Raw genomic sequence first — 24,706 nt, forward strand, 5'->3', positions numbered from 1 at the left:
AACTCCTACGGCTGTGCTGGGGTGGAACACGCCATCAAGCGCACTAAATACCTCACCCACAACACATCGCCCAGCGACGCCGTCAAGTCGCTCGTAGAGTGGTTGCAACGCGTTACTATCTTAACCAACAAATATCGAAGGAGAGCGCGCTTTGTTGGTTAAGGTTTATCGGCGCCCACGAGGGGCGGGGCGCACAGACCCCCGTTTTCGAACGATGCCCGAACACAATCTCGAGACGCTCCTAGAGGAAGCGGTGCACGTCGCGAACGACTACCCAGCGGTCGCGAACGGCGTCGATAACTCGCTCCACGAATACCTACGGTACGCCGTCCTCCGTCTCCTCGAAGGCGACGCCGACCAGCCTTCACCGACAGTCGACGTGACCGTTGGATACGGGAGGGACGGAGCGATGGCGGACAACTGGCAGTCAATGGTTTCCTGGTGGAGCGAAATGCCCGTCCAAGAGGACTGCACGCGATTCCGCGTCTTCTACCCCGACGACGTCGCACACATCCCGCGCGCGGTCGGCGACGTGATGAGCGCACTCGGCGCGTGGTGTGTCTGGTCAGGCGACGCCGTCGACGTCGGCGCCTACGACCACCGTGGTCGTCGTGAAGTCCACTACTGCTGGCCACTCGGCCATCCCGTCGAGGACCGACTCGACGAGCGCCTCGAACGAGACGCACAGGCCGTTGCGCCCGACGGTGGTTGTGCGGGCGACGTCCGAGCTCGCGAAGCCGTGAGCGACCAAGCGCAGACGGGAGGCCTCGAAGCACGGACACAACGCGCACTCGACGAAGAGATGGCCGTCTCACTCCTCGCGAAGGGCGGCCAGTACGAGGTTCGCTCAGCCTCAAGAAGCATCTACGACGTCGACATCATCGCCGAGACGTGTACCTGTCCGGATTACCAGCAGCGCCACCCCGACGGCGGCTGCAAGCACCTCCGCCGCGTCGACTACGAGATCAAGCACGGACGAGTCCCACGGCCGGATGGCCGACTTCCCGAAACTCGGAGGTAGGAGAGTTAACCAACACACGAAGGTGAAAAACAGGGTGTTGTTGGTTAACAGTAAAGTAAAGGAAACACCCAGCTAGCGGGCGAGCACTATGAAAAGAGCGTCGCGAGCCGATCTAGAGGTCGCGCGGCTGGACCGTCTTGCGGCCGTTCGCCTCAGCGCGTGCCGCTGCTTCCTCGAGCAGTTCTTCAACCTCCTCGTCCAGCGCCTCGTAGAAATCGCCGGCAACGTTCTTCTCTGACAGTGCGTCCTTAACCGCCGCCTTAACGACAAGATCCGTCATACAGCATCAACTTCACCTGTCCACTCCTTATAAGCAAGGGGTGGACGGGGCATCAGAGTGTAATAGCTGACAAGAATACCAGTGCAGACCGAGATTCAAGCCTGCTCTGGAGGTCGTCTGTTCGTGGTTTAATGGCGTATCTGAAGGTTTAACCAACACACCTAAGCAAATCACGTGCCTGTTGGTTAAAACAACGATACAATGCCCGAGTCGCCACCGACACCACCAGAGGAACTCTCGAGTGATTTCGTCGAATTACTTGAGGACTGTTCGGCAGAGGAACTCCGAGCGATTGAGCGCTATGCCGACGCACTCGCCGAGTACCGTGAACGGGAGGCTCGGCTTGCAGAGGACGACCAAGACGACGTAGCGGACCGTCCCGAAGAGCTCCCGGACGACGTTCCGACGCGAGCGACCCTCACAATCAAGGAGATCAACGGTAATCGCTACTACTACTGGCAATGGCGAGAAGGAGACAAGGTCACCTCGAAGTACAGAGGTCCGGTCAACCCCGACGAGTAGGTTGAGTGAGTCAAGTGCTTGACCTCAGGGTAGTTCACCTACTGAAATGTATAAACCCCCCTCCCCCCACTGTTTCATACCAGATTGGCCACGCAGGGAGGGGGTGGGGGCGACTGAGGGAATAGCCGAGAAGAGGGTCTGAAGGAAGGTGATCAGACTGAATTGATATTGTGAAGTAACGAAGCATTCAAAGAATCGCTGAGAACGAGTGAGTTGAGAATACGCGCATATTATATTATTTACTGTATAGGTAACTAATGTAGTAGTAGTAATGGTGGTAGTGAAACCTACTAAACCGGCATTATCTAGCTTATTAACCGTGTTTAGAACCTTCTTCATGTATTCCTCTCTCATCTCTTTCGCCCACTCTACTCTACTATTTATATACCTTCCATCGTAGTCTATATTTCGGTGTCGTACTCTTGCGGCATTTGGTATGAAACAGTGGGGGGAGGGGGATTCAAATACCCCTGTCTTGGAACCTTTGTTGCGTGAGGCGATCGAGTCCTGCTACTCAGTGATCTGAGATGGAATAGTGGCGTATGGCCCTTCTACGATAAGGCGAGTGTCTCAGGGCTTGACTCCGCGCCAGCTCACGAGCTATGTTGAGGTACGGTGTTAATCAGCACTTGGTATGAAATAGTGGGGATGCGGTCTTTATATACTCTCATTTGGGATGAAGCATTCCCCTTTGGTATGAAACAGCGGCTGCCACATCTTTATGTGGCTGCCTTCACAGAAGATAGGTAACAGATGCCGTTTGAGAGAAAGGAGTCCCCCTTCGATAACGATGAAGCTCTTACTGAGGACTATATGCCCGATACTGTCCTTGGACGGGACGAAGAACTTGATGAAATATCTGAAGTTCTCCAACAGCTCATCGACAACGAAGCCCCCATCAATACGTTCATCTACGGTGTCAGCGGCACCGGAAAGACAGTCTCAGTCAAATACCAACTGCAAGAGCTGAAGCAAGGCGCGCAGAACTACGACGACATCTCAATAACGTTCATTTACCAGAACTGCGAATCTCTTTCTAGCTCTTATCAAGCTGCCATCTCTCTCACGAACCAGCTGCTCAAAGACGACCAGTACGCTCACCTTCACGACCAACTTGAGATTGACTACGAGACGCTCCCCAGCTCAGGTCTCCCAAAAGATACTGTCTACTCCATCTTCTTTGACGCGCTTGACCACCTCACATACGAAGACACGGCCTATCGCGAACAACTCTCCGAAGCCCTAGAGAACATCGACCAACTCGAGAACCCGCCCGACCTCCAGATCGGCGCCGATGAACTCATCTGGCTCAGCAAGCATCCATTCGACGACGTTGAGTCTGTTCCGTCGTATCTCTCCTTCCCGCCCGGGTTTGAGTTACTCGTCGACGCCGAGACAGACCTTTCGAACACTGACTACTCTCGGTCTGAGGTTCTTAGCGGTATCCCCGAAGACCCCACTACCCTCTTGGCTGAACTCGAGACGGAGTTCGATATCCGCTCACCGGACGAAGTTACGAACTACGTCACCGTCGTCCTTGACGAAGTCGACCGAATCGGATCACGCGACGAACTTCTCTACGAGATTCCACGTGCGCAGGCGAACAATCGCGTCTCGAACATTCGGCCGTCTGTCATCGGTATCAGTAACGACGTCGCGTACAAGGAGAGTATCCAATCAAAGACGGATTCGTCGCTCCGCCTCAAGGAGATTACTTTCCGACGATACGACGCGAATCAACTCGGAGAAATCCTTCATCAGCGTGCTGAGTTGGCGTTCAAAGACGACGCATACGACGACGAGATTGTTCCCCTTGCTGCTGCGCATGCCCGCCAACAGGGTGGTGACGCTCGGTTCGCGATCGACCTGCTTCATAAAGCCGGTGTAAAGGCGAAAAACGACGGTGACGACGTCGTTCAGAAAGACCACATCGACGAGGCCAACGAAGAGAAGGAACGGGATCGCATCTACGAGGTTACATCTGATCTCGACGAGCAACAGAAAGTGACGCTCAGCGTCATCATGCTACATGACCTTCGAGACGAGACACCGATCAGCCGTGAGAGTCTCTACCCGAAGTATAAGCAACTTTCGGGCGAGTTACTCGATAAGACCACGTCGAAGCGGCGGGTAGCAGACTACCTCAAGGAGATGTACCAGCTCGGCTTGCTCAACCGCAAGGACAACTACGGTGGACCTGGGAAATCCGGCTACGTCTACGAACTTGACACGGTTGATTACGAGATGATACTCCGCGTCCTCGGTGAGACAGACCCATCGGGAATGCCTGAAGGATCTGACCTCCTCTCGACAGAACTTATTGACGAGCTTGAGTCGTTTGCAGACGGAAAATCAGCGGTCCGCGAGGCGACGCAGACGCAATCCAGTGTTGATTCGTGGAAGTGATGTGTGGTATTCTCTTTCGCTTGGTATGAAATAGTGGGGGTGGTCTATTCTTAACCGGAACCTGTCTGTAACTCTGAGCCGATTGGGATGAAACAGTGGGGTGCTCTTCTTTAAGTCAATTCTTGCTTCTCCCCCCAAATCTGGTATGAAACAGTGGGGTGTATGTATTTATATGGGGAATACACGATCTGGTATGAAATAGTGGGGTGCCTCGATTGCCCTTTGAGGAGTGCCCCACGGTGGTTCCGCTGGGGGACTGTTGATCGCGTCTGTCACGAACAAATCGATAGAGGTGTCTGAACTCGCCTAGCGTACGCGCCCTGATGACGATACGATGAGCGTCCGTGCGTTCACCGCCTTGAAGAATCTGCTGTTGGACCTCGGCTATACCGGCGTCTTCGTCGATGAATTCGAGAGCATCGCCCGTCTCTCCCCGAAGAACGAACAGGCGACGCTGAACAGCATCCGCTACCTCATGGACCAGAACAGCGATGGCCTTTGCATGCTGTTTGGATGTGCGCCGGAAGTCTGGCAGGACGTCATGAGTGAATACCATGCGTTCAGCGAGCGTATCGGCCAAGAAGTCGCACTTCGACCGCTGACTGCTGAGAACCTTACCGAGCTTGTCGAAGACTATCTCGAGCGAGAGCGAACGACGACAGACTCCGGACGTGCCGTTCGACCGTTCACCGAGGAGAGCTTAGAGCTGATCCTACAGCGGTCACAGGAGAATATTCGCCAAGTCCTCTCTGTTTGCAGTCGCATGTTAGACGAAGCAGCGACTGAGGATCAAACCGAGATCTCAACAGAGTTCGCACAAGAACTCTTCTAGCGAACCACTACCTCGCCGCACGTTTCTTTTCTCTTGCCCAGAGGCGGTGAGGCGCATCTCAATGAACTCCCCAGTACAAATCATCGACGAGAGCGGTGACGAGCGAGAACTCACTGGCATCGAACGGGAGGACTGGACTGGCAAGAGTGATCCTTGTCCTGAATGCGGTGGACAAGAGTTCAACCATGTCTCGACGTCTGGTGGTCGCTATGGTCGCCGTGATGGCGCAGTCGTGATGCGCTCTGACTTCTGAGGTGTCGAGAAACCCCTCTTCACGCGCTGTCGTGACTGCCGTGAGACTCTCTACAAACACCCCGCGTTCGACCGACTCTTCGAGATTAACGGAGACCATGATTCCGCTCATGACCTCTTAGAATTCTTACTATAGACCTTGAAACCCGAGAATAACTATCCTTAAATAGGAAACTATTCACAAATATCTTTTTCAGGCATAGCTATTTGTTCGATGCCGACCTATTCGTGAACAGCATGACTGAATCAGATAGTAAGAATAGTACAGATAGAACGAATAGCCCAAATAGGTCCTACGTGGGGTTGGACCAGGAGAACCCGCGAGCGGTCGCGGTCTGTATGCTCAAGGGCGGCGTTGGCAAGTCTACCGTTGCAGTTAATCTCGCTCGCCAGCTCGCTGCCCACGACCACGATGTCCTTCTCATCGACCTTGACCCGAACGGACACGCTTCGACCGGCCTCGGCTTCGACGACGAGTATCACGACACCAGCGAAAGCATCGGTGACACCTTCTTCGAGGAGGTAGATCCCGATTCCGTCATCTACGAGACGGGCTTCAACTTCGACCTCCTGCCTTCGAGCGAAGACCTCGAACAGGTCGAACGCGAAATCGTCGTCGGCGACGTCTTCCAACCTTCTGCGCTGTTGAAACGCGAAATAGTCGACCCGCTGCTCGGTGACGAGTACGACTACATCGTGACTGATTCGCCGGCATACCGCTCGCGGCTCACCGACAACGCCCTCGTCGCGACCGGCAACCTCGTCCTCCCGCTCGCGCCCGGCAACGAGGCGATGACGGGACTCGAGCGGACGATCGAACGACAGATCGCGCCGCTCCGCAAGCACATGGACGTCGATGTGCTCGCGCTCGTCCCGAACATGCTTCGCGGCCGGATCGACCAACAGACACAGGATCGTCAGCTTCTCGAACGGCTCAACGCCCACGATAGCCTTCAAGACCGCATCCCGAACTTCGCACGAGTCACCGCCTGGGATGCCGTCGATGATGGAGAGCTGAATCCATCCCCCGGGATTCGCGATCGGACGAGTATCACGAAGGCGTACGGTGAGCGGATGCCGCTCCTTGACTATGACCCCGACTGTGATCAGTTGAAGTGCTTCGACGAACTCGCGCATATCGTCGAGGTTGGTGAGGTGGTCCGTGATGAGTGACGACGACCCGTTCGCCGACCTCGGCAGTACACTTGAAGACGAACCCGACGACGGGGACGACTCCATTGACTCCCAGACATCCATGGATTCGGCCGACGAATCAGATTCGAGTCTGGAGTCGACGCGTAACCCGATGGTCGATAGCGCATTCACCTACGAGGAGGCGCAGCAACGTCCATTCTACGCGCGCCAGTCGACGATCGACGAATTCGACTCGTGGCTCAATTACGAACTCGAACGCGAACTCAACGAGCGCGGCTATCAGAACATCGTCGTCCGCGAAATGACGGACGCGCTTCTTCGAACTGTCGTTGAGGAGGACCTAGTTGACGAAGTCGCTGCCCGATTCGAACGAGCGCGAGAAGACGCCACCTCCGAACCTGACAAATAGCGCAACATTCCCAACTTGAGAAAATAGGATTCTACTTCAGCTATTCATACTATTCCACCTTTTCAATCTCTATACGAACGGGATAGATGAGATATATTTCTATCTATACTATCTATAGTGTGGCTGTACGCGGACGGGTGCATCTCCCAACCCTGCGAGATCGTTCTCGCGTAGTATTATGTGTAGAGGTGCTCCCGGATCCAGATTAGCCAATTCCAAAATAGCCAATTCCAAGTTAGTCTATTCGTGAGTATTTTATTGGTGGGTGGCGATTGATACCTATGGAGCGTTTCGTGGACCGTGATGCGGAACTCTCGCGACTGCGGGAGTGCTACGAATCCGACAGCGGCGAGCTGGCAGTCATCTACGGCCGTCGGCGTCTGGGAAAGACCCAACTCGTTCAACACTCGCTCCGCGATCGGGACGACGCCGTCGTCTATCAGGGAACTGAGACCACTGCACAGTTCCAACTCGACGAGTTCGTCGACGTTGCCGCCGAGACGTTCCCTGGCATCACGAACATCAAGCGGGACTGGGAGGCACTCCTCGGCTATCTCGGTGACCAGAACGCGGTCGTCGTCTTAGACGAATTCCCCTATCTCATCGACGCTGACGGGAGTCTCCCCTCCGTCATCCAGCGCCTCTGGGATCATCACTTCCAGCAGACGTCTGGAACGCTTGTTCTCGTCGGCTCATCGATCAGCATGATGGAAGAAGCTGCTCTCCTCGGGAACAGTCCACTCTACGGCCGAGCGACCGTAAAACTGGACCTCCGACCGCTTGACTTCACCGCCACTCAGGAGTTCCTCCCGGACACCTACACGCCCGAAGAACGCGTGTTCGCGTGGGGAGTCTTCGGCGGTGTCCCGTACTACCTCGACGGCGTGGACCTGAGTCGGGACCTTGGAACGGTACTCACTGCGGAAGTACTCTCACAGCGAGGGTACCTCCACAACGAGCCGGAGTACGTGCTCCGCACCGAGCTGACCGACCCGAATCGGTATTTCGCGATCCTCACCGCGATTGCTGCGGGGAAGACGACGTCAAACGAGATTGCGCAAGCGATTGGGATCGACGGAAAACAGATTTCGACGTACACACAGAAGCTCGAGCGATTACGCCTCATCGAGCGAGAAGTTCCACTCACGGAGCAGAAGGCGAAATCTCGCCGCGGTCGATACCGGCTCCTCGACCCGTTGTTCCGGTTCTGGTTCCGGTTCGTCTACGGGAACGAGGACCGCTACGAGCGACTCGGCGAAGACGCCTATGAGGCACTCATCGAACCAGAACTCGCAGACTTCGTCAGTCCGGCGTTCGAGACGCTCTGTCAGGACGCCCTCCCGGATCTCTACCCGGACGAGCTCTTCCTCGACATCGGGCGCTGGTGGTACAAAGAACACGAGATTGACGTCGTCGGATTCACTGACGACGGAACGATGGTCGTCGGCGAGTGCAAGTTCACGAACGCACCCCTCGACTACAGCGCGCTCGCATCCCTGGAAGAGCACGCTGAAGAGGTTCGATGGACGCCACGGGGTGGTGGCAACGCTGACGTCGAATACGCGTTGTTCACGCGGAGCGGTGCGACCGAGGCGGTCCGCGACGCGGCCGCCGAGCGTGATGACCTCCAGTTGTTCGACCTCCAGGATATCGTCCGAGTCTCGTAACCCTCGCATTCACTCCTCGAAGATGTCGGCGAACTCCTCTTGGACGAGGTCGCGCATCGCGTCGGCGCACGCCTGCCGACACGTCTGCTCGTCGAGGTAGTTGCGCTCGGAGACGGATGCGCTATAGGACGATTAAGGATTGCCTCGCAATGACCACGAGTAAGAACTTCTCAGTGCGGTGGTTCTACTTCGGATTCGCCGTCCTGATCTACGATATGTGGCTGCTCGTGGACTTCGTCATCCAGGTGAGTTTAGACTGCGTTGAGCAACGAACGAAGCCTCGCCTCACTGCGAGGCGGTTCCTCGAGTTCGTTCGCTCGTCGCTGCTCGTCCCACCGTAACCTCGTGAAGAGGCCGGTGTGAGCGGGTGGCGAGTGGCATCGCTATTGACTCGTCGAGAAAATCACCGATTTTGCAGTGAGCTCCTCGCCCTAGTCGATCTGTTGTAGACTGGACAGGCTTAATCAGGGGGCACTGTCTAGTTCTGGACTTCCTCGATCGGTGTCTTTCCATCGAGAGCTTGATGCGGCCTGTGGCGGTTGTAGTAATGCATAAACTGTTCAATCCACTCTCGGACGCTCGCCCGACTGCCCACCCACGAGTTATGGAAGCGGTCGACCCGCATTTTGAGGGTGTGAAACCACTTTTCGATCAGGTTTCGCTCGGTATAGTTAACCTGACCGCTCAAGCCTAATCGAGAGAGGGCAGTCCGATAGCCGAATTGATCGACCAGAAACTCAGCATCGGAGAGATCGTGTTTCTCCTTGAGTTGATGCAGAAATGCAGCCGCCGGGTCAGTCCCATGCTGACCAAACACTGCGACGTCAAGAATCAACTTTGTCTCGGTGTCTATTGCAGCGTATAACCAAGACCACTCACCGTTGATCTTGACAGCGGTTTCGTCGACGGCGACCCGCTTCGGCTGCACCTCAGGCGGGTCGCATCCGCTGTCAGCCAGCCGATGCACCCAGTTCCAAACCGCGCCATGAGAGCGTTCAACGCCTAATTCCGCTAAGATCGTTGTTGTTTCTCTGAGTGAACAACCGGTCTGGTGGAGGCGGACGGCGAACGCCCTGACGGGCGTCGCCGTCCGCTCGTTCTCCCAAGTTTCTTCTAAATTCGGTTCATAGCTCTCGCTGAGCAGGTCTGCGAGCATCTTTGGACAAGAAACTCAACGACCTGCTCGCTTCTCAAACTAACTCAACTAGACAGTGCCGGATCTGTGATAATACCCTATTAGAACTATATCAACTCGTCAAGTGCATCATTATCCGGAGCGCCTGTTACAGATCCGGAACCCTCCCGATAGTTGAATTCGTCCGGGTCGAGTGTTCCGAGGAAAACTGCGGTTCCGTCCTGAATCATAAGGGCGTGACCGGCCTCGTTCACAATGACTTTCCCGCCACCCTTGCGTTCGTAGACGTATGCTGCAATCTCCTCGGCATTCTCATGGTCGATGTACTGTCGCCCATCGGCTGTTTTTTCGAACGGGTTTCCATCAGAATCGACGCTAAAACGGTACCCATCTCGTGGACCAGAGTATTCATCACCGCGTGAGAGGTCTTCCACATCTGGAACAGGACGTTCCATCCCCGGGTCTGGTCGTTCTTCGGGCGTTGCCTCACGGACACAGTCCCAAAAGGACATTTCTGGATCCCAGTTCCCGGTCTCCAAATTGTCCACTGGATTCCATGTGAGGTGTGTTACGTCCGCGGTGGCCAACTGTTCGTCCCAATCGTAATCTCGGAAAATATTCTCGTCAACGGTGTCACGGGCGTACAGGACGTACAACTCCGATGCACTTGACGGATTATCCCCGGTTCGGAGGACACGCCCGAGCGTTTGAATCCGCTGGCGGACGCTTCCCGAAGATACCCGGACGATACCGACATCGGCACTGGGCACGTCGACACCTTCAATGAGAGCCTTCACGCTCAGCATTACGTTAGCGAACCCGTCATCTCCAAACCATTCAACAGCAAAGTCGTTCCACGAGCTCTGTCGGTGCCCCGAGTGATACATCACCGGACGGTAATCAGCGTCAAAAAAGAGGTTCTCTAGTGCCTTGTCGGCGACTTTAAGGCCGGGATACTGCTCATAGAGTTGTCTTCTGTCTCCGAACTCTTCGGCTATGCCGCCTGTCCGATAGTTTCGTCCTCTCGTCTCAAAGGGAGCAACCATCTGCTCGAGTTGCTCAATCCGCTCTTGGAAGACGATGCTCTTCTTCGACGCGTCGATGTTCTCCCGGAGTAGTGAGAACGTGATTGCCTGCCGCCCGATAGCGTTCGCAACAAGATCGCGACGCTGTTGCGTAAACTGGAAGAAATCAGCGATCGCAGGGGTGGGTCCCTCGGCACCGTCAGCAATCGTCCGTAGCTTCTGTGGAAACGTTCCGTTGAGGTCGTAGAGACGGTTCCCGTATCGGGTTTCGATGTCCGAAACTGCGTCGGCGACTTTCTCTGTGAACTGGTCGTACGTGGCTCGCTCGGCGTCTGTGAGGTCGAATCCGATATATCGAACGTGAAAATCAGGAATCAGGTCCCGCTTGATCGCCTCATCGTAGGTGAGATCGTAGTATATCTCGCCCAACTCGTTGAGCAGAAGTCGGTCCTCTTCGTTCCGGTCTTCGCTCCCGGGATCACTCAGCGGCGTCGCGGAAAGACCGAGCGAAGCCGTTCGAGGATATTCGAAAATATTCGAGAACGTTTCACTCGTGTAACGGTGGCACTCGTCGGCGATGAGGAGGTGTTCGCTCGGGTCTCTCTGTGAGAGGGTCGTGTTCAGGAAGCCATCCTGCACTGCGGAGTTAACGATGCTGACGAGAACCCGATAATCGTCCTCAAAACGATCCTTGTGGCCGCCGCCAGCCCACCCGATGTCTTCGGTCGGAACGTTGAGTTTCTCGACGAGTTCTTCGAGCCACTGACGCATCAAAACGTTCGTCGGAACGACGATGGTTACGACACCGTCGGGGTTCGCATCCAACCAGCGCTGTATCACTCGAAGTGCCATTACGGTCTTTCCGGCCCCAGTTACGACACGGGCGATACCGCTCTCCGCGTCCCGGTCCCCGTCTGACTCGAACCACGCTGAGGCGGCTTCTTGCTGCCAGTCGTACAGCTCGAATTCGGCCGGAAACGCATATGGAGGTCGGTCAGCGCCGCCCCAGTGCTCAAAGTCAGTTCGTGAGAGTCCACTCCCCGAGGCGGCTTTGATTCGATACGCCTCGCTGGGACTGTCTGCATCGGCAATTCGTTCTAAGGTCTCCGTTGAGAGGCCTGCTAATTTATCGCCAGTAAAAGAGGGGAACGACGACCTGACTCGGTCGCGAAGCTCGCGCCGGCGGTTTTCCGCCTCGACGTATTTTTCGGCGCGCTGTATCTTCGGATTCGAGACATCGTTTTCGTACGCACTCGACTTGAGGTAGTCCCGGCGGAAGGTATCGAACAGCTGGCGGTGCCGTCCATGACCGCCCGATTCGCGGTAAATATAGTATTTCGAGAGGTCTCGCTTCACTCGTTCGGGCGGTGGGTTAACCTGCGGGCCTTCTTGCTTGAGCCAGCGTTCGAACGTCGGGAGAAGATCGACGTTCCGAAACCGATCGCTCCACCGGTCAGTCGGCTTCGTCGCTTCGTAGCCGCTGTCGTTCCCATGTACCGCTCCGAGCGCTTCGAGGAGAGTCGGGAACCCCCGGATACCCTGATCGTTGAACTCGTAATCGTACGATTGTTCGAGCTGGCGTCTGATTTCTCCCCTCGTTAGCGGTCCGTCGGCGTTCACGAGGATGCGATGGATCGTTCGTAAACCGTCGATACCCTCCGGGAAGTCACCCTCTAGTACCCACGTTCGTTTGATCGCGTACCAGAGGAAAGTCTCAAAGTCGATCTCGCCAGCGTGCCAGTCGCGGCCAAACTGCCAAACCGTGACCGTCCCATCCGAGCGTTGTCGAAGAACACCGAGTTGGATGTACGTCGAGACGATTCGCCGCATGTAGCTCTCTGAGTAGTGCCCCTCACCGTCCGGCTTCTGAAGACGACGACGCGCTCGTTCGACGAACGTACTCTTATCGAGGTCGCCATCGCTCTCGACAGCGAGTGTGACAAACGCTTTGGCCCGTCGCTCGGTCCGTTCAACGCCGAACAGGGGCGGTGGGAAACGACGTCCCATGGATTACCAAGTCTCGGGGTCATCCCGAGGCCCATCGTCAGGCTTGGAAACCCGCTGATCGTCGGCACTTGTTTCGGAAGTGGGACCAAGGGACCCAGCCCAGGAATCCAGTTGCGCCCGCTCACTCGGGGAGAGTTCGTCAGTGAGGGACCGTGGCTCCCCGATTTTGAGCGGCATGTCCTCAAGACACCCCACGTAAATGGGGAGCATCTCGACGCCTCGCTCCCGGCGAAGGAGGATGATGTTCTGAATGACGCGAGGGAGATCGTGAAGTTGCTTACGCGTCGCTTCCGGGTTCGGTGGATCCTCGACGAGTGTGATGACATCTCCCCAGGGTGTGATTCGGAATGAACCGCCCTGCGGTTTGAGCCGGTCGAGTGTCGTACGGACGCCGCTCGGGAGGTCCGTCTCTACGGGATGACGTTTGTGTGTGCTCGGGTGCTGCCACCAGACGCGTTCGGCGCCGAAAGAGAACTTCGCTCCATCGTAGACGCTAGGCCAGAGGTCGCCACTCGTGAGATCCTGTGGCTGGACATCGATAGCGTATTCCGGTTCGTCGTTCGGAACTAGTTCTCCAGTGAGCTCAACCTCGCCAACGTAAATATCGCTATAGCTATCACCGTCTTCTACACGTGTGATTACGGCGTTACCTTCGGTTACGCGGACCCGGCCGCCGAGACGCTTGAGCGAAAGAAGATCATCGAGGAGTGCCTCCGGCGCGGGATCGAGATACAGACGATCAGTTCCCTGGTATGCCTGCCACCAAACCTCGCTATCGGCGTTCGTCTGGAGACGGTAGCCTCGGTAGTAGCCGGGCCACTCGTCACCGGGTGTGAGCGTTTGATCCATAAGCCAGCTCGTTGCCACAACCGAGGCCGCGCTCAGTATAAAGATGTGCTGTCCAAGGTCCCGTAGATATCCTCCACAAGCGAGAAATCCAGTTCTAAACGTGAGAGATCACTATCGCCAAGACAGAATTCGTATCGCAGTAAGCTGGTCTGTTCCCTTGTGAAAACAAACATTTATGTGCTCCTGTCTGTACCCTACTCTATTCGAATGGTATCCGGGGACACAGATAACGTGAGTTCCGAGATCGAGTGGGTTGTCGACGACCCACCCGCGATCAGTAAGACTGCGCAAACGGACGCCGAGGACGCCACCGCGCATATGCGAGCGGTCCAGGCGCACCGTTTTGAGGTCATTCAGAGCAAGCAGGACCTGCTCGCTGTCGAGGAAGTCAAAGACCAAGTCAAACTCCTCGACCACCAGTTGTCCGCTGCCCATCAGGCGATCACGAGCATGGGCCGTGGCACACTGTTCGCTGACGAGGTCGGACTCGGGAAGACCATCGAAATCGGGATGGTACTCAAAGAGATGGATCTCCGGGAAACGCGGGACTCATTCCTCATTCTAACGCCGGCACAACTTGCACCTCAGTGGCAACACGAGTTAGAGGAGAAGTTCGGGCTCGAATTCGTCTGTAACTACGACGATGCGTTTCAGGGGTTTGATGCTCACGACCGGATCGTCGCGAGCGTCGATACAGCCAAAGGGAAACGCCATCGGCAGGACGTCCTCGACAGACACTGGGACGTGCTTGTCCTTGATGAGGCGCATTATGTCCGTAACGAGGACACGAAGCGCTACAACTTGATCCAAGAGATCGATTATCAGGAGGCGCTCTTCGCGACCGCGACGCCCATCCAGAACGACGTATCCGACCTGTATAGCATCATCAACCTCATTCGCCCGGGGTTGCTCGGTACCAAGCGCGAATTCCAGAACCGGTATCTCGCCGACAACGACGCCAGCGAACTGAAAAACGCCGACGACCTGCAGCGGAAACTCGATCGGGTGATGATACGGAATCGGCGTGAAGAGACGGACATCGACTTCACAAACCGCGAAGTTCGAACGAACGCGTTCGATCCGACAGCCGATGAACGCCGTCTGTACGATACAGTTACTGACTACGTCCGCTCGAATTACTCCAGCGAGAACGCCGCCCATCTCGTCCTCCTCCTCTTGCAAAAGGAGGTCGTAAGCAGTCCGAGTGCAGTCGCCTCAACGGTGGAAAAGTGGCTTCGCGGCGAAGGGGCTGCGACGGTCCACGATCGGGAACACCTACAAGAGATCAAGGACCTCGCCGACGGAATCGAAACGACGACCAAGCAGAGACGCCTCCGGGACATCGTCGAAACGATACACGAGAGATTGGACAAGACTCGAGTCGTCGTATTCACGCAGTTCCGTTCAACCCAACAGGAAATCGCGGAAAGTGCTCGGAAGCTCGACCAACCGGTCCACACTGTCGATGGTGATCTCTCCAGTAAGGAGAAGGACGAAGTCGTCTCACAGTTCGAATCCGAGGGTGGGGTACTCGTCGCGACCGACTCGATTAGCGAAGGTCGCAATATGCAGTTCTGTAACGTGATGGTGAATTACGACCTCCCGTGGAATCCGATGGAGGTCGAACAGCGTATCGGCCGTATCGACCGGATCGGGCAGGAACGAGAGGTTCACGTGTTCAACCTCGCGCTCGAAGACACGGTCGAGGAGTTCGTTCTCGAAAAGTTGTACGGAAAAATCAATCTCTTTACACAGTCAATCGGTGGGCTCCGCGATATTCTCTCACGGAAGGAACAGTCCGGAGCCGACTTCGAACAGGAGGTCTTCGACCGGCTCCGGACCGCGGACAACCGTGATGAGTTGGAGAACAACTTCGAGGAGATGGCGGTCGACTTGGAGGATAACAAGGAGGCCGCCGAGAAGATGGGCGACTTCAATAGAAGTGTTTTCGAGAACTTCGACTTCGGAGGTGGTGAGGCGTGAGCTCAACCGAGTCAACCGGTCTGGACCGTGTCAGCATCAAACAGCTCACGGAGGCGGTTATCGAGTCGAACGGTGGAGAAGTAGATCGGACGACACCCGAACGGTGGCGCGTGACGTTGCCATCGGAACTCGACACTCAAGGGGCCACAGGAAGCGCCGACACAGGTGCGTCGGGGGGAACTGGTAACAACTCGCTCGATTCAATCGCAGCCAGGGTTAACGAACCGAGCACTGGCAATGAAGCACACGAATCGACGCTCGTCTTCGATCCACGAGACCAGCAGGGGGACGATATCGTCGTGCGCCCGGGATCGCCGCTGTTCAACGCCATTCTTGACCTCGCGCGAGACGGTGAACGTGTCGCGTATGTCCGTATCGGCCCAAGTGACGTCCAGCTACACGAGCCTCCGATGGTTGAGGCGCTCGGTTCGAATGCGCGTGTGACAGGCTTCGAATCAGACCACACCGAGACAGCGCTCGCATTCCATTTCCATACCCAGATCGAAAGCGTTCGGTCGTACGACCGCGAGCGCTTCAACACGATTACCCTCGACACTGCAAGCGGGGCACGACTGCCCGAGTTGACCGAGCGACTGACCGCACATCTCGGAGTGCTCTCGACGGATGCCCGGCCGGACAATCCACCCGCCCTCAACGACGAAACTGTGTCGGACCGCTACGAAACAGCCGTCGGCGTCCTTAAAGAGCAGATTGCTCCGGACGTCGAAGAACTACGTGCTAAAGCCGACGAGGCGGTTGGTGAACGAACCAAAGAGATTCAGGACCTATACGATCAGCGCCGAGAGAAACTTGAAGCGGAAGTCGACAAGAAACAACAAGAAATCCGCAAGTGGAAGAACAAGGCCCAGAACGCCCGAAAGAACTCGACCCGAAACAAGTATCTCGCGAACCGCCGCGAGGCACAGACAGAACTGGAAGATCTGAAGGCCGAGGTCGAAAAACGGAAAGCAGAACTGACCAAGGAAGAGGAAACCCAGATCGAACAGACAGCATCGAGTCACGCTGTCAAAGTTGATGTGATAAACGTCGGGACGACAGTCCTCACGTACGACCGTGGCGAGCTCACTATCGAAGTAGATGACGCGGACCGAACGGCTGAAACAACCGTGCCGTACACCCCAGCGACCGACGTTTTCGGGGGTTTCAACTGTAGCGACTGTGGGGAACCGTTCGAAACTGAGCGCCCGCCCGTCGTCTGTGACGGGGACCACGTTGTATGCCCGGACTGCCGCGTGGAGTGTGGAGACTGCGGAACACTCCTCTGCGGGTTAGATGGTGCCGATGAGACGTGTACCTACTGTGGAGCGATAGGCTGCGCGGACTGTCGCGAGCAGTGTGCTGAATGTGGAAACACGATCTGTTCGATACACGAACACACCTGCTCCGCGGACGACAACCCGGTATGTACTCTCTGTGGCACTGACTGTGACACCTGCGGAGCGTTTCGATGTGATGATCACCTCGAATGGTGCACGACGGGCGAGGAGTACCACTGCCCAGACCACACGGCGGACTGTGATCACTGTGGAGATCCAACTTGTGAGGACCATCGGGACAAATGTCTCGTGTGTGATGGCGGTTTCTGTAGAGCAGACCGTGTTGAGGCGACCAGTGCGGACGGTGAACTCTGTCCGACTCACGCCGGCTACTGTCCCCACTGCGAAGGCCATCACGTTGCCGACGATCTCCGGACCTGTGATGCCTGCGGCGACGATATCTGTGCGGATCACGCGGCTCCGTGTACCGCCTGTGGTGATTCACTCTGTCCGACAGACCACGTTGTATGTACGGCGTGTGGTGAAATCCACTGCGCGAATCACACTGTCCCGTGTACGGATTGTGGTGAGCAATTCTGCTACGACGATGTCCAAGGATGTGCAGACTGTGGAAGTTGGACCTGCGAGGAACACGTAGCAGCGTGTTCGGTCTGTAACGACGAATTCTGTGGGACGCACGCCACAACGTGTTCGAAGTGTGATGACACGCTATGCATGGCGCACACAACCGTCTGTCAGTGCTGTGGGGACGATCGCTGTGGGACCCACGTCACTACGTGCGATACGTGTGGCGACGATATCTGTGATAAACACGTCGACACCTGCATCGACTGCGGCGACACACTCTGCCCGACGGACCAGCAGCAATGCGTTGCGTGCGAGGAGACGTTCTGTGCGGAACACACAGGCGAGTGTACCGACTGCGGTGAGCAGTTCTGCTACGACGACGTGACTGCATGCGAGGAATGTGACGACTGGATATGCAGTACCGATAGATCGAACTGCCAGGTCTGTAACGAAGCGTTCTGCGAGACGCACGTGACGTCTTGCGACGAATGCAACGACCCCCTCTGTGCCGAACACGCGAGGTCGTGCGACTACTGTAACACCGACATTTGTCAGGACCACAGCGTAGAGTGCGCCGTATGCCAGGACCTGGTCTGTCCAGCACACACGAATACATGCGTCGCGTGTGATGAAACGCGGTGCCCGGACGACGGGCTAAGTTGCAGCGAGTGCGGCGATGCACTCTGTAGCGACCATACTGTAGAGTGCCATGACTGTGGCAAGCCGCTTTGTGCGGATCACGCCACCGACTGTACAAGCTGTGATGGGGTCGTTTGTTCGGACGACGCGACAGCTTGTGCCGTCTGTAGCGACGTCGTCGGCACTTCACACGCGGCCTCCTGTACGGTGTGTGGGTCCTCACTCTGCTCGGACCATCGCAAAACCTGCCAAACGTGTGGGGAGGTCCGATGCGCGGACCACATTGAGTATTGTGAGGTCGACGGCGAACCGCACTGCCGTGACCATCTCTTCTACTGCGAACACTGCGGGGAGGGTGCCGCCCCGCTCTACTGTGAGAGTCATCGACAGACCTGTGATGTCGGCGATGAACCGCTGTGCGTATACCACGCGGAATCAACGCCGATTCTCGACGAGACAGTATGCGACAAACACACCGAGGCCTGCACACTATGTGAGCAAAACTACGCGCCCGCAGCCGTCAATGACGGCCGCTGCGAAACGTGTCGCAGCATCGGTGAAGAGGAAGTCGACATTCCGGATTCGATTCGAAGCGATTTCCGCTCCGTCCAGGTCGCACAAAACAGTTCATACGTCACGATATACGGCAAGCGATTACTCGGAACAAATCAACTCATTGTGTTGAGCCGTGAGACGAGCGAGGAGATCGAACGTCGTAATATCGGTGTCCTTGACCGCCTTAAGGGGGTTCTCCGGTAATGTCTCGAACAAAGAGCCGACCGGACTGGTACGAGCCGGGGGACGTACCAACCTCAATCCGCAACGCAACACGCGATGCCACCATCGCAGCTGAGGTGGTCACTGATGTACTCGCGGAACACGAGTTCGATGCCCCATGGAGTCGTGTCCTTGATATCGTCAAAACCACGCGAGCGAACCTTCCCGAATCGACGAGCGAGTTCGCTCGCCGCTCTGAACTGTCGACAGCGCGTCCTCCCCCGGTTCGTTTCGTTGATATCGACGACATCTCGCATCTCAGTCCGACAGACTGTGCTGTCGTGCTCGGTACTGCGTTAAGTCGATATGAGGGGATGTTCCGGACTGCTGACGATGTCGACAATCTCGTTATCGACCTTATATGGGATAAGCAACACACGAGTGTTTCACTTGCCCTGTTCCCACGGGTCAAGGACGCACCTGTCACGGAAACACATGTTGAACAAGTCGTACAGGGAGACACGGCGCCGCCAACGGGGCGTTCGCCCTCGATAGTCGGTATTGTCTCAAACGCAGGATTCTCAGAGGACGCACAGTCGACGGCAGCGGAGAGTGATATTGAACTGTTTGGTCAACACGCAATTTCGAGATGGCTTTCCGACGCGCAACTTCCAGTATCGAGTCTCGAAACTCTTCTCGAGAACGATCGGAGCCCCGAGGAAATCGAGGAGTTCGTTTCGACGTTGCCCGACCTACCACAGTCGATTCGGGAGCAAGACCCGATTGAGGATATCGCTGCGAAAACAGACGTGCAAACGATCAGCGTGACGGAAGCAAAAGCGACAGAGCGCATCCCGGTTCGTGATCAACCATCCTCCGCAGGCCAGTATGGGACACTGTACGCAGATGCGGGTGAAGACGGTGATTTCGGCGCGTTCGAGCGTTTCGAGGAACGTATTGGAGGTGATGAAGAATGACTGTCGAATTCAAAGAGGAACCAACGAAAGTACCGATCTCGGGCGGTCAGTCGGTTAGTGTCGCACCGAAGCAACCGTGGCCGTCCGCGTATCGTGGGTCGAAATACAGCCTCGTTAGTGACGAGAACTTCACCGATAGTGCCGTTCTAAAGTGGGAACAACGGGACCTCTCAGTTTTCGGTGAACCGCCCCAGGGACTCCGATCGGCGATGACATTAGCCGGTAAGAGCGGTGGGTACGGGAGCTTCCGAGTTACCGCCCGAGGCGAGATTATAACCAAAGTACCAGCTGAGGACTATCCAAACGTCGAGGATGCCCCGGTCTCCGAGGGGTGGATACCGACGTATCTGGGGACACTCTCCGGGACGCTTGACCTCGGTGATGTGAATTTGGATCCAACGGCTTCCGGCGATGGTGTCGCAGTCTGGCCCGGTTTGCCATTCCACCACGGTGAGCGGTGGGCAGTAAGTCACGAAAACACGTTGGTCTGGAAGTGGCGTGATTATCGCTTCGAGTCCGCCTTTGACCATTCAGAACTAGTTGCTGCGTACGATGCTTACCGACCGACGCCGGGGCGACTGTACGTTACCGAGTACGGCCACGTCTGGGTGAACGTTCCCTACGACGATATCATGCCCGAGAAACAGAACGAGATACGGGATGCGATCGCAGCGTGGCGGGACAACGCAGAATCGAAGGGCGACTCGACGAGTCTCCGATTGGTTAATCGGCGGCTCGTCGCAACGAGTTCGACCGACGATCCCGCTGACGGGCATTTGCCGATTCATCTGGGCCACCTCCGGCAGTTCGATGGGGGTGTTGTGCCACGACCCGTCGTCGACGACGAATCGTATTATCTAGAGGTCGGCCAGTATGAGGAGGTCTGGGAGTAGAACGCAAAATGTCGACGAGAGAGTATGTTTGGACAAATCTATCAGCGACACTCTGCCCGGAAGTTGATAACGGAGGGACACGGCATATCGACTAGTGAATATTGCCTACGAGCACGCTAACCCGCAAGCGGGCAACGAGTCGTTTCTCATTCGAATCGACGAAGCCCACACGGAGCGAACAGCGTGTATCCTCGTCGATGCTGGCGATGGAGTCAACTTGGACGCTACTCTCAACGACGATGACTATCTCGCAGCGATTCTACTCACACACGCTCACCTGGACCACTACCAAGCGCTCGATGACGCACACCGTGATGGCGCCCCGATTCTCACGAGTCCGAGCACGGCGTCCATCCTCGAAGACGTCTTCGCCGAGGGTGCCCATCGATACGACCTCTCGAATACCGACGAGCTCCTGAGCCGGGTCGAGTCGATCTCCGAGTGGCACGACATCCTTGGTGAGACAGTCGCAGTCCGACCTATCCCTGTCGGCCATACGCCCGGCGCCAGTGGCTTCCTCATCCGTGTCGACGACGGCGAGGACCGGATTCGGATGCTCGCGACGGGCGACTTCACCGAACGCGACGCAGCCACCTATCGAGGGTTCGACCCAGGCGCCTACCCCGATGTGGATGTCCTCTTCCTGACTGCGGCGACGAACGACGGCTTCGAGGACGAGCTCACCGAGGCTGTCGGCACCATCGTCGAGCGGACGAACGCCGGCTCGAAGACTCTCTGCACGGCGAGCGGGCTCACGGGCGTCCACCTCGCCACGTTGCTCGCCGGCGTCGACGACGAACTCGACGTCCGCGTGCCAGTCGTCCTCGCTGGGCAGGTGGCCAAACTCTACGACGCGCTCGGCTACAACTACGAGGATGTTACCACAGTCCCCACGTTCGAGTCGACAGCGGACTGCTTCGAACACGGGGCCGTCACCATCGCCGGGCCCGAAGTCCCCGTAGAGGGAAGCAGCGGCCGCCTCTTCGAATCTATCGACGAAGACCCGAGTGCATCGCTCGTCCAAGTCCAGGGTGGAAGTACGGACGCGATGACGAACAGCGACTTCGCCGGGACCGTTTCCGCCCACGAGTTCTCGAACCATCCAACCGAGGAACTCCTGGACGAAGTCGTCGAGGCCGTCTCACCGACCCACGTTGTCGTCGAACACCAGCGGAGTCGCTCCCTCGAACGCTACAAGGACAAATGGGATTCCTTCTCCTGGGCAACCGGTTCGCGGGGCGTCGAGACACTCTACAGCGACGGCGAGTATCTCGCGCCGCCGTGGGTTACTGACCACGTCAAGCAACGAGTCCAGAATCGAGGAGGCCAACTCGATACGTCCCGCGCCGATGGAGCAGTGCTGGACGCGATGGAGTCTATCCCTGAACTCGGTCGACGTGACGAGATCGATCTCGACCAGGAGGGCGTCGGCGTGGCTGCTCTCGAAAATCGGCTCCACATTGGAACGACCACATCGAGTGAAACGGAGCACGCTCCGAGTACCGCCAACGAACAGGCAACAGAGGGAGCTGCGGATGGAGGACTGTACCGAACGACCGGGCCGGACCTTCCGGAGCCAACGAACGGCGAGAGCACTTCGAGCGAAGGCTCGACCGAAGAGAAGGCAGCACTCATCGACACGATCCAGCCGCCCGACAACGGGGAAACGCCGACTGACGAGGACGAGACTACTGAGAACGGAGGGGAGAGAGCCGAGAGCACCGACAAAACAGCGGTCTCCGAAGACATCACACAGGAGAGCCAGCGCGCTGATGAGTCCGCTGGTAGCGATGATTCAAGCCCTGCGCGAGAGGCAACGGATGATGAGTCGGCAGCGCCGATCGCTGACGAGACGTCTGTCGCGCTTACGGTCGAAGTTGATCCCGCGGTTCGGAAGCTCGCCGTCCAGCAAGCGAATGACGAGAGCGTTTCGCTAGCGATATTCGCGCGGCAAGCTGTCGATGCATACCTCGCCGACGTGCTCCGTGGAGAATCTCCGTGGGAGGACGCGGAGTCTACCGAGCGGTCGTTCGCGTTCGAGGCTGACCCAGCACTGGCGGAACTTCTCTCAAGAGCTGTGGTCGAAGCCGAGGAGGACACAGCTGAGGAATACGTTCTGGACCGGATCAAGGATGCAATCGGGTTGGGTAACGATCGAACCGTCGATATCGCTGGATCAGAATCACTAATCAAGCAGATTGATGCGGTCGTCGAGAATCCGCAGTCGCCCCACGAAACGACAGATGAGGTCGTACAGGCGGCGGTTGAGCGGGTTGTCTTATCTGGGTGAGCACGGGGGTTCAGCAGTCCCCGTTCTGGGTTTAACCAACACTGGTGCCGTAAATAGCCGGTTTTGTTGGTTAAGAGTGGTCGGCGTGCGTGCCTCGGTCTGCCGTTGACAGAGTCCTGCCAAGTATGCCCGGTGATATGCGTAGTACCGTTAATACCGATATGAATAATATTACCAGTGTCACCAATAAAAACGATAGCAGCAGTAATCCCGAAACTATCGTTTTGAGTCAGCACACCGCATCCGTCACCACCAGTAGTAACGCTACTACCGGACCTATCCTGTAGTAATACCGAACGCACCGGGACTATAGTTATTACCGGTACTAACGGTATTTGTCTGACGAACAATTATATCGGTATGAATCATACCCACACGTATCCATGGCTGAGTCAGACCCAGAAGTGCTCGCCGTTTCGTTCCAGAAGGGTGGCACGGGCAAGACGTTCACCGCACTGAACGTCGCCGGTGGGCTCGCAGCGCGAGGATTCGACGTACTGGCAATCGACCTCGACCCGCAAGGGACGCTGACCGCCAACCTCGGGAAGCGAGATATCTACAAAGACCTGGATGCGCTATCACTCGACGAAGTCCTGTTGGACCCAAAGAAGTGGGACCAAGTGAACGACCTCGTGCTCACCGACCACGAGGAGTTCGACCTCATCCCGTCCAATCAGTCGTACAACGGCAACAAGTCGCCGCTCGACTCCGCTGACGCAGGCGAGAACCGCCTCGGCCGGCTGCTGGAGCGCCTTGAAACCGAGTATCATTATATCGTCTGTGACTGCCCGCCGGACTTCTCTCCGTTTGCGAAGAACGCGGTCACAGCTGGCGAGAAAATCGTCGTCCCAATGATTCCCGAGACAGAGATGCCACACTCGACGGACCTCCTATTCGACCAGTACGAGGTCCTCGAGATGATGCACGACCTCGACATCCAGTATCTCGCCTTCCTGATGACGGTCAACTCGACGAAGATGACCAAGGAGAACGAACGGATCGTCGAATGGTTCGAGGACACGTTCGACGAGAAAGGAGTCATTACGGATCACCGGGCGGCGTTTGCCCGGGCGAAAAAGAACCAACGCTCGATCTACGCGCACCCAGAGTCTCTCCGCAACGACGAACTCGAGCAGTACGACGAGCTGCTCCAACTTATTCTCAATCAGACCTCGCCACCGTCGTACGGCCTCGATGTCGAAGCCGCAAAGGCGACGACCGTCGACGAAATCCGCGCCGCAGTCGACGACCAGGAGGTGGAAGCATGAGCGAGGAGGAAGAGGATGACTTCGAACAGCAGTTAGGCGACGTCCAGAGTCGGGCAGAGAAGCTCGGCGTTTCCGGGTCGGGTGGGGACAGCGAGCCCACGCCTGCAGACATCGATACTGAGGACCCCGACGGCTCTGACTCCCAGCAATCGGCACAACAGACTCCAGAGACAATCGGTGCTGTAGACGCACACGAGTATCCAAATCCGGATCGAGAGCTGGGAGCGCTGTCTGATATCTACGAGAATAACAACGTCTTTCTCTCGCCTGCCGTCGTCGACGAGGTCGGTGAGTTATGGGACGATATCGAGTACGAATGGAAGAAGGCCAACGACACAGAACTCAGCAAGAACTGGGATTTCTACATGGCCTGCTTCCGTGTTCTGCTGAATAACTCGGATTTGGTGCGGGAAGAGCTCGGGATGGACACGGAGTAGGACTGCACATGCCTCGTTGAATCACAAGATAGCGTCGGGGTAGGGAAGACTATTCGTAGTTTCACAGCGTCAGAGAC

19 protein-coding genes and 1 pseudogene are annotated in these 24,706 nt (G+C 56.7%); 15 read left to right on the plus strand and 5 right to left on the minus strand.

The features are described 5' to 3' along the window. Nucleotides 1-214: 214 nt before the first annotated feature. On the plus strand, nucleotides 215-1,021 hold the full coding sequence (locus IEX91_RS14805; protein ID WP_188879956.1) for a hypothetical protein: 807 nt from the start codon (nucleotides 215-217) through the stop codon (nucleotides 1,019-1,021). Nucleotides 1,022-1,133: 112 nt separating this feature from the next. Here IEX91_RS14805 and IEX91_RS14810 read toward each other — a convergent pair whose 3' ends face one another. Then, nucleotides 1,134-1,301: a DUF1931 family protein gene (locus IEX91_RS14810; RefSeq protein WP_123078723.1), complete on the minus strand. Its 168-nt coding sequence runs from the start codon at nucleotides 1,299-1,301 to the stop codon at nucleotides 1,134-1,136. Nucleotides 1,302-1,502: 201 nt separating this feature from the next. Between IEX91_RS14810 and IEX91_RS14815 the strand changes: the two genes are divergently transcribed. The 3 genes and pseudogenes from IEX91_RS14815 to IEX91_RS14825 form a co-directional block, all read left to right on the plus strand. Continuing rightward, the gene (locus tag IEX91_RS14815; protein WP_188879957.1) at nucleotides 1,503-1,823 is read left to right on the plus strand and encodes a hypothetical protein; all 321 of its coding nucleotides are present in this window, start codon (nucleotides 1,503-1,505) and stop codon (nucleotides 1,821-1,823) included. Between the two features lie 753 nt (nucleotides 1,824-2,576). Continuing rightward, on the plus strand, nucleotides 2,577-4,229 hold the full coding sequence (locus IEX91_RS14820; RefSeq protein WP_188879959.1) for a Cdc6/Cdc18 family protein: 1,653 nt from the start codon (nucleotides 2,577-2,579) through the stop codon (nucleotides 4,227-4,229). A 322-nt stretch (nucleotides 4,230-4,551) separates the two neighbouring features. Then, nucleotides 4,552-5,061, plus strand: a pseudogene (locus tag IEX91_RS14825) (BREX system ATP-binding domain-containing protein); the annotation flags it as partial. Between the two features lie 58 nt (nucleotides 5,062-5,119). Here IEX91_RS14825 and IEX91_RS14830 read toward each other — a convergent pair. Further along, nucleotides 5,120-5,425, minus strand: coding sequence for a hypothetical protein (locus IEX91_RS14830; protein ID WP_188879961.1), 306 nt, complete (start codon nucleotides 5,423-5,425; stop codon nucleotides 5,120-5,122). Nucleotides 5,426-5,550: 125 nt separating this feature from the next. Here IEX91_RS14830 and IEX91_RS14835 point away from each other — a divergent pair, with 125 nt between their 5' ends. From IEX91_RS14835 to IEX91_RS14850, 4 genes are all read left to right on the plus strand, one after another. Then, entirely contained in the window at nucleotides 5,551-6,486 is a 936-nt protein-coding gene (locus tag IEX91_RS14835) for a ParA family protein (RefSeq protein WP_188879963.1), read from the plus strand. Then, nucleotides 6,479-6,877, plus strand: a complete 399-nt coding sequence (locus IEX91_RS14840; RefSeq protein WP_188879964.1) for a hypothetical protein — start codon at nucleotides 6,479-6,481, stop codon at nucleotides 6,875-6,877. Before IEX91_RS14835 ends, IEX91_RS14840 begins: the two co-directional genes overlap by 8 nt. A 281-nt stretch (nucleotides 6,878-7,158) precedes the next feature. Continuing rightward, entirely contained in the window at nucleotides 7,159-8,544 is a 1,386-nt protein-coding gene (locus IEX91_RS14845; RefSeq protein WP_188879965.1) for an ATP-binding protein, read from the plus strand. A gap of 149 nt (nucleotides 8,545-8,693) precedes the next feature. Then, nucleotides 8,694-8,885, plus strand: a complete 192-nt coding sequence (locus IEX91_RS14850; protein WP_188879966.1) for a hypothetical protein — start codon at nucleotides 8,694-8,696, stop codon at nucleotides 8,883-8,885. Nucleotides 8,886-9,022: 137 nt separating this feature from the next. Here the strand turns inward: IEX91_RS14850 and IEX91_RS14855 are convergent, their stop codons facing one another. The 3 genes from IEX91_RS14855 to IEX91_RS14865 form a co-directional block, all read right to left on the minus strand. Beyond that, the gene (locus tag IEX91_RS14855) at nucleotides 9,023-9,700 is read right to left on the minus strand and encodes an IS6 family transposase (RefSeq protein ID WP_188879967.1); all 678 of its coding nucleotides are present in this window, start codon (nucleotides 9,698-9,700) and stop codon (nucleotides 9,023-9,025) included. Nucleotides 9,701-9,786: 86 nt separating this feature from the next. Next, nucleotides 9,787-12,711 (minus strand): DEAD/DEAH box helicase, encoded by a 2,925-nt coding sequence (locus IEX91_RS14860; RefSeq protein WP_188879969.1) that lies wholly within the window; start codon nucleotides 12,709-12,711, stop codon nucleotides 9,787-9,789. A 3-nt stretch (nucleotides 12,712-12,714) separates the two neighbouring features. Beyond that, nucleotides 12,715-13,560, minus strand: a complete 846-nt coding sequence (locus IEX91_RS14865; protein WP_188879971.1) for a hypothetical protein — start codon at nucleotides 13,558-13,560, stop codon at nucleotides 12,715-12,717. A 207-nt stretch (nucleotides 13,561-13,767) separates the two neighbouring features. On the opposite strand from IEX91_RS14865, the gene IEX91_RS14870 reads away from it, so the two are divergent. The 7 genes from IEX91_RS14870 (at nucleotide 13,768) to IEX91_RS14900 (ending at nucleotide 24,629) form a co-directional block, all read left to right on the plus strand. Beyond that, entirely contained in the window at nucleotides 13,768-15,543 is a 1,776-nt protein-coding gene (locus IEX91_RS14870) for a DEAD/DEAH box helicase (RefSeq protein WP_188879972.1), read from the plus strand. Next, the gene (locus IEX91_RS14875; RefSeq protein WP_188879973.1) at nucleotides 15,540-18,806 is read left to right on the plus strand and encodes a hypothetical protein; all 3,267 of its coding nucleotides are present in this window, start codon (nucleotides 15,540-15,542) and stop codon (nucleotides 18,804-18,806) included. Before IEX91_RS14870 ends, IEX91_RS14875 begins: the two co-directional genes overlap by 4 nt. Then, nucleotides 18,806-19,741, plus strand: a complete 936-nt coding sequence (locus tag IEX91_RS14880) for a hypothetical protein (RefSeq protein WP_188879974.1) — start codon at nucleotides 18,806-18,808, stop codon at nucleotides 19,739-19,741. The genes IEX91_RS14875 and IEX91_RS14880 overlap by 1 nt, the downstream gene beginning before the upstream one ends. Further along, on the plus strand, nucleotides 19,738-20,634 hold the full coding sequence (locus IEX91_RS14885; protein WP_188879975.1) for a hypothetical protein: 897 nt from the start codon (nucleotides 19,738-19,740) through the stop codon (nucleotides 20,632-20,634). The genes IEX91_RS14880 and IEX91_RS14885 overlap by 4 nt, the downstream gene beginning before the upstream one ends. A 94-nt stretch (nucleotides 20,635-20,728) precedes the next feature. Next, the gene (locus IEX91_RS14890; RefSeq protein WP_188879976.1) at nucleotides 20,729-22,924 is read left to right on the plus strand and encodes an MBL fold metallo-hydrolase; all 2,196 of its coding nucleotides are present in this window, start codon (nucleotides 20,729-20,731) and stop codon (nucleotides 22,922-22,924) included. A gap of 383 nt (nucleotides 22,925-23,307) precedes the next feature. After that, a complete protein-coding gene (locus IEX91_RS14895; protein ID WP_188879977.1) occupies nucleotides 23,308-24,192 on the plus strand; it encodes a ParA family protein in 885 nt (294 codons plus the stop codon). Beyond that, a complete protein-coding gene (locus IEX91_RS14900) occupies nucleotides 24,189-24,629 on the plus strand; it encodes a hypothetical protein (protein ID WP_188879978.1) in 441 nt (146 codons plus the stop codon). Before IEX91_RS14895 ends, IEX91_RS14900 begins: the two co-directional genes overlap by 4 nt. Nucleotides 24,630-24,706 lie beyond the last annotated feature (77 nt).

Origin of the sequence: Halarchaeum nitratireducens, from assembly GCF_014647155.1 — an archaeon.
Classification (GTDB): Archaea; Halobacteriota; Halobacteria; order Halobacteriales; family Halobacteriaceae; genus Halarchaeum; species Halarchaeum nitratireducens.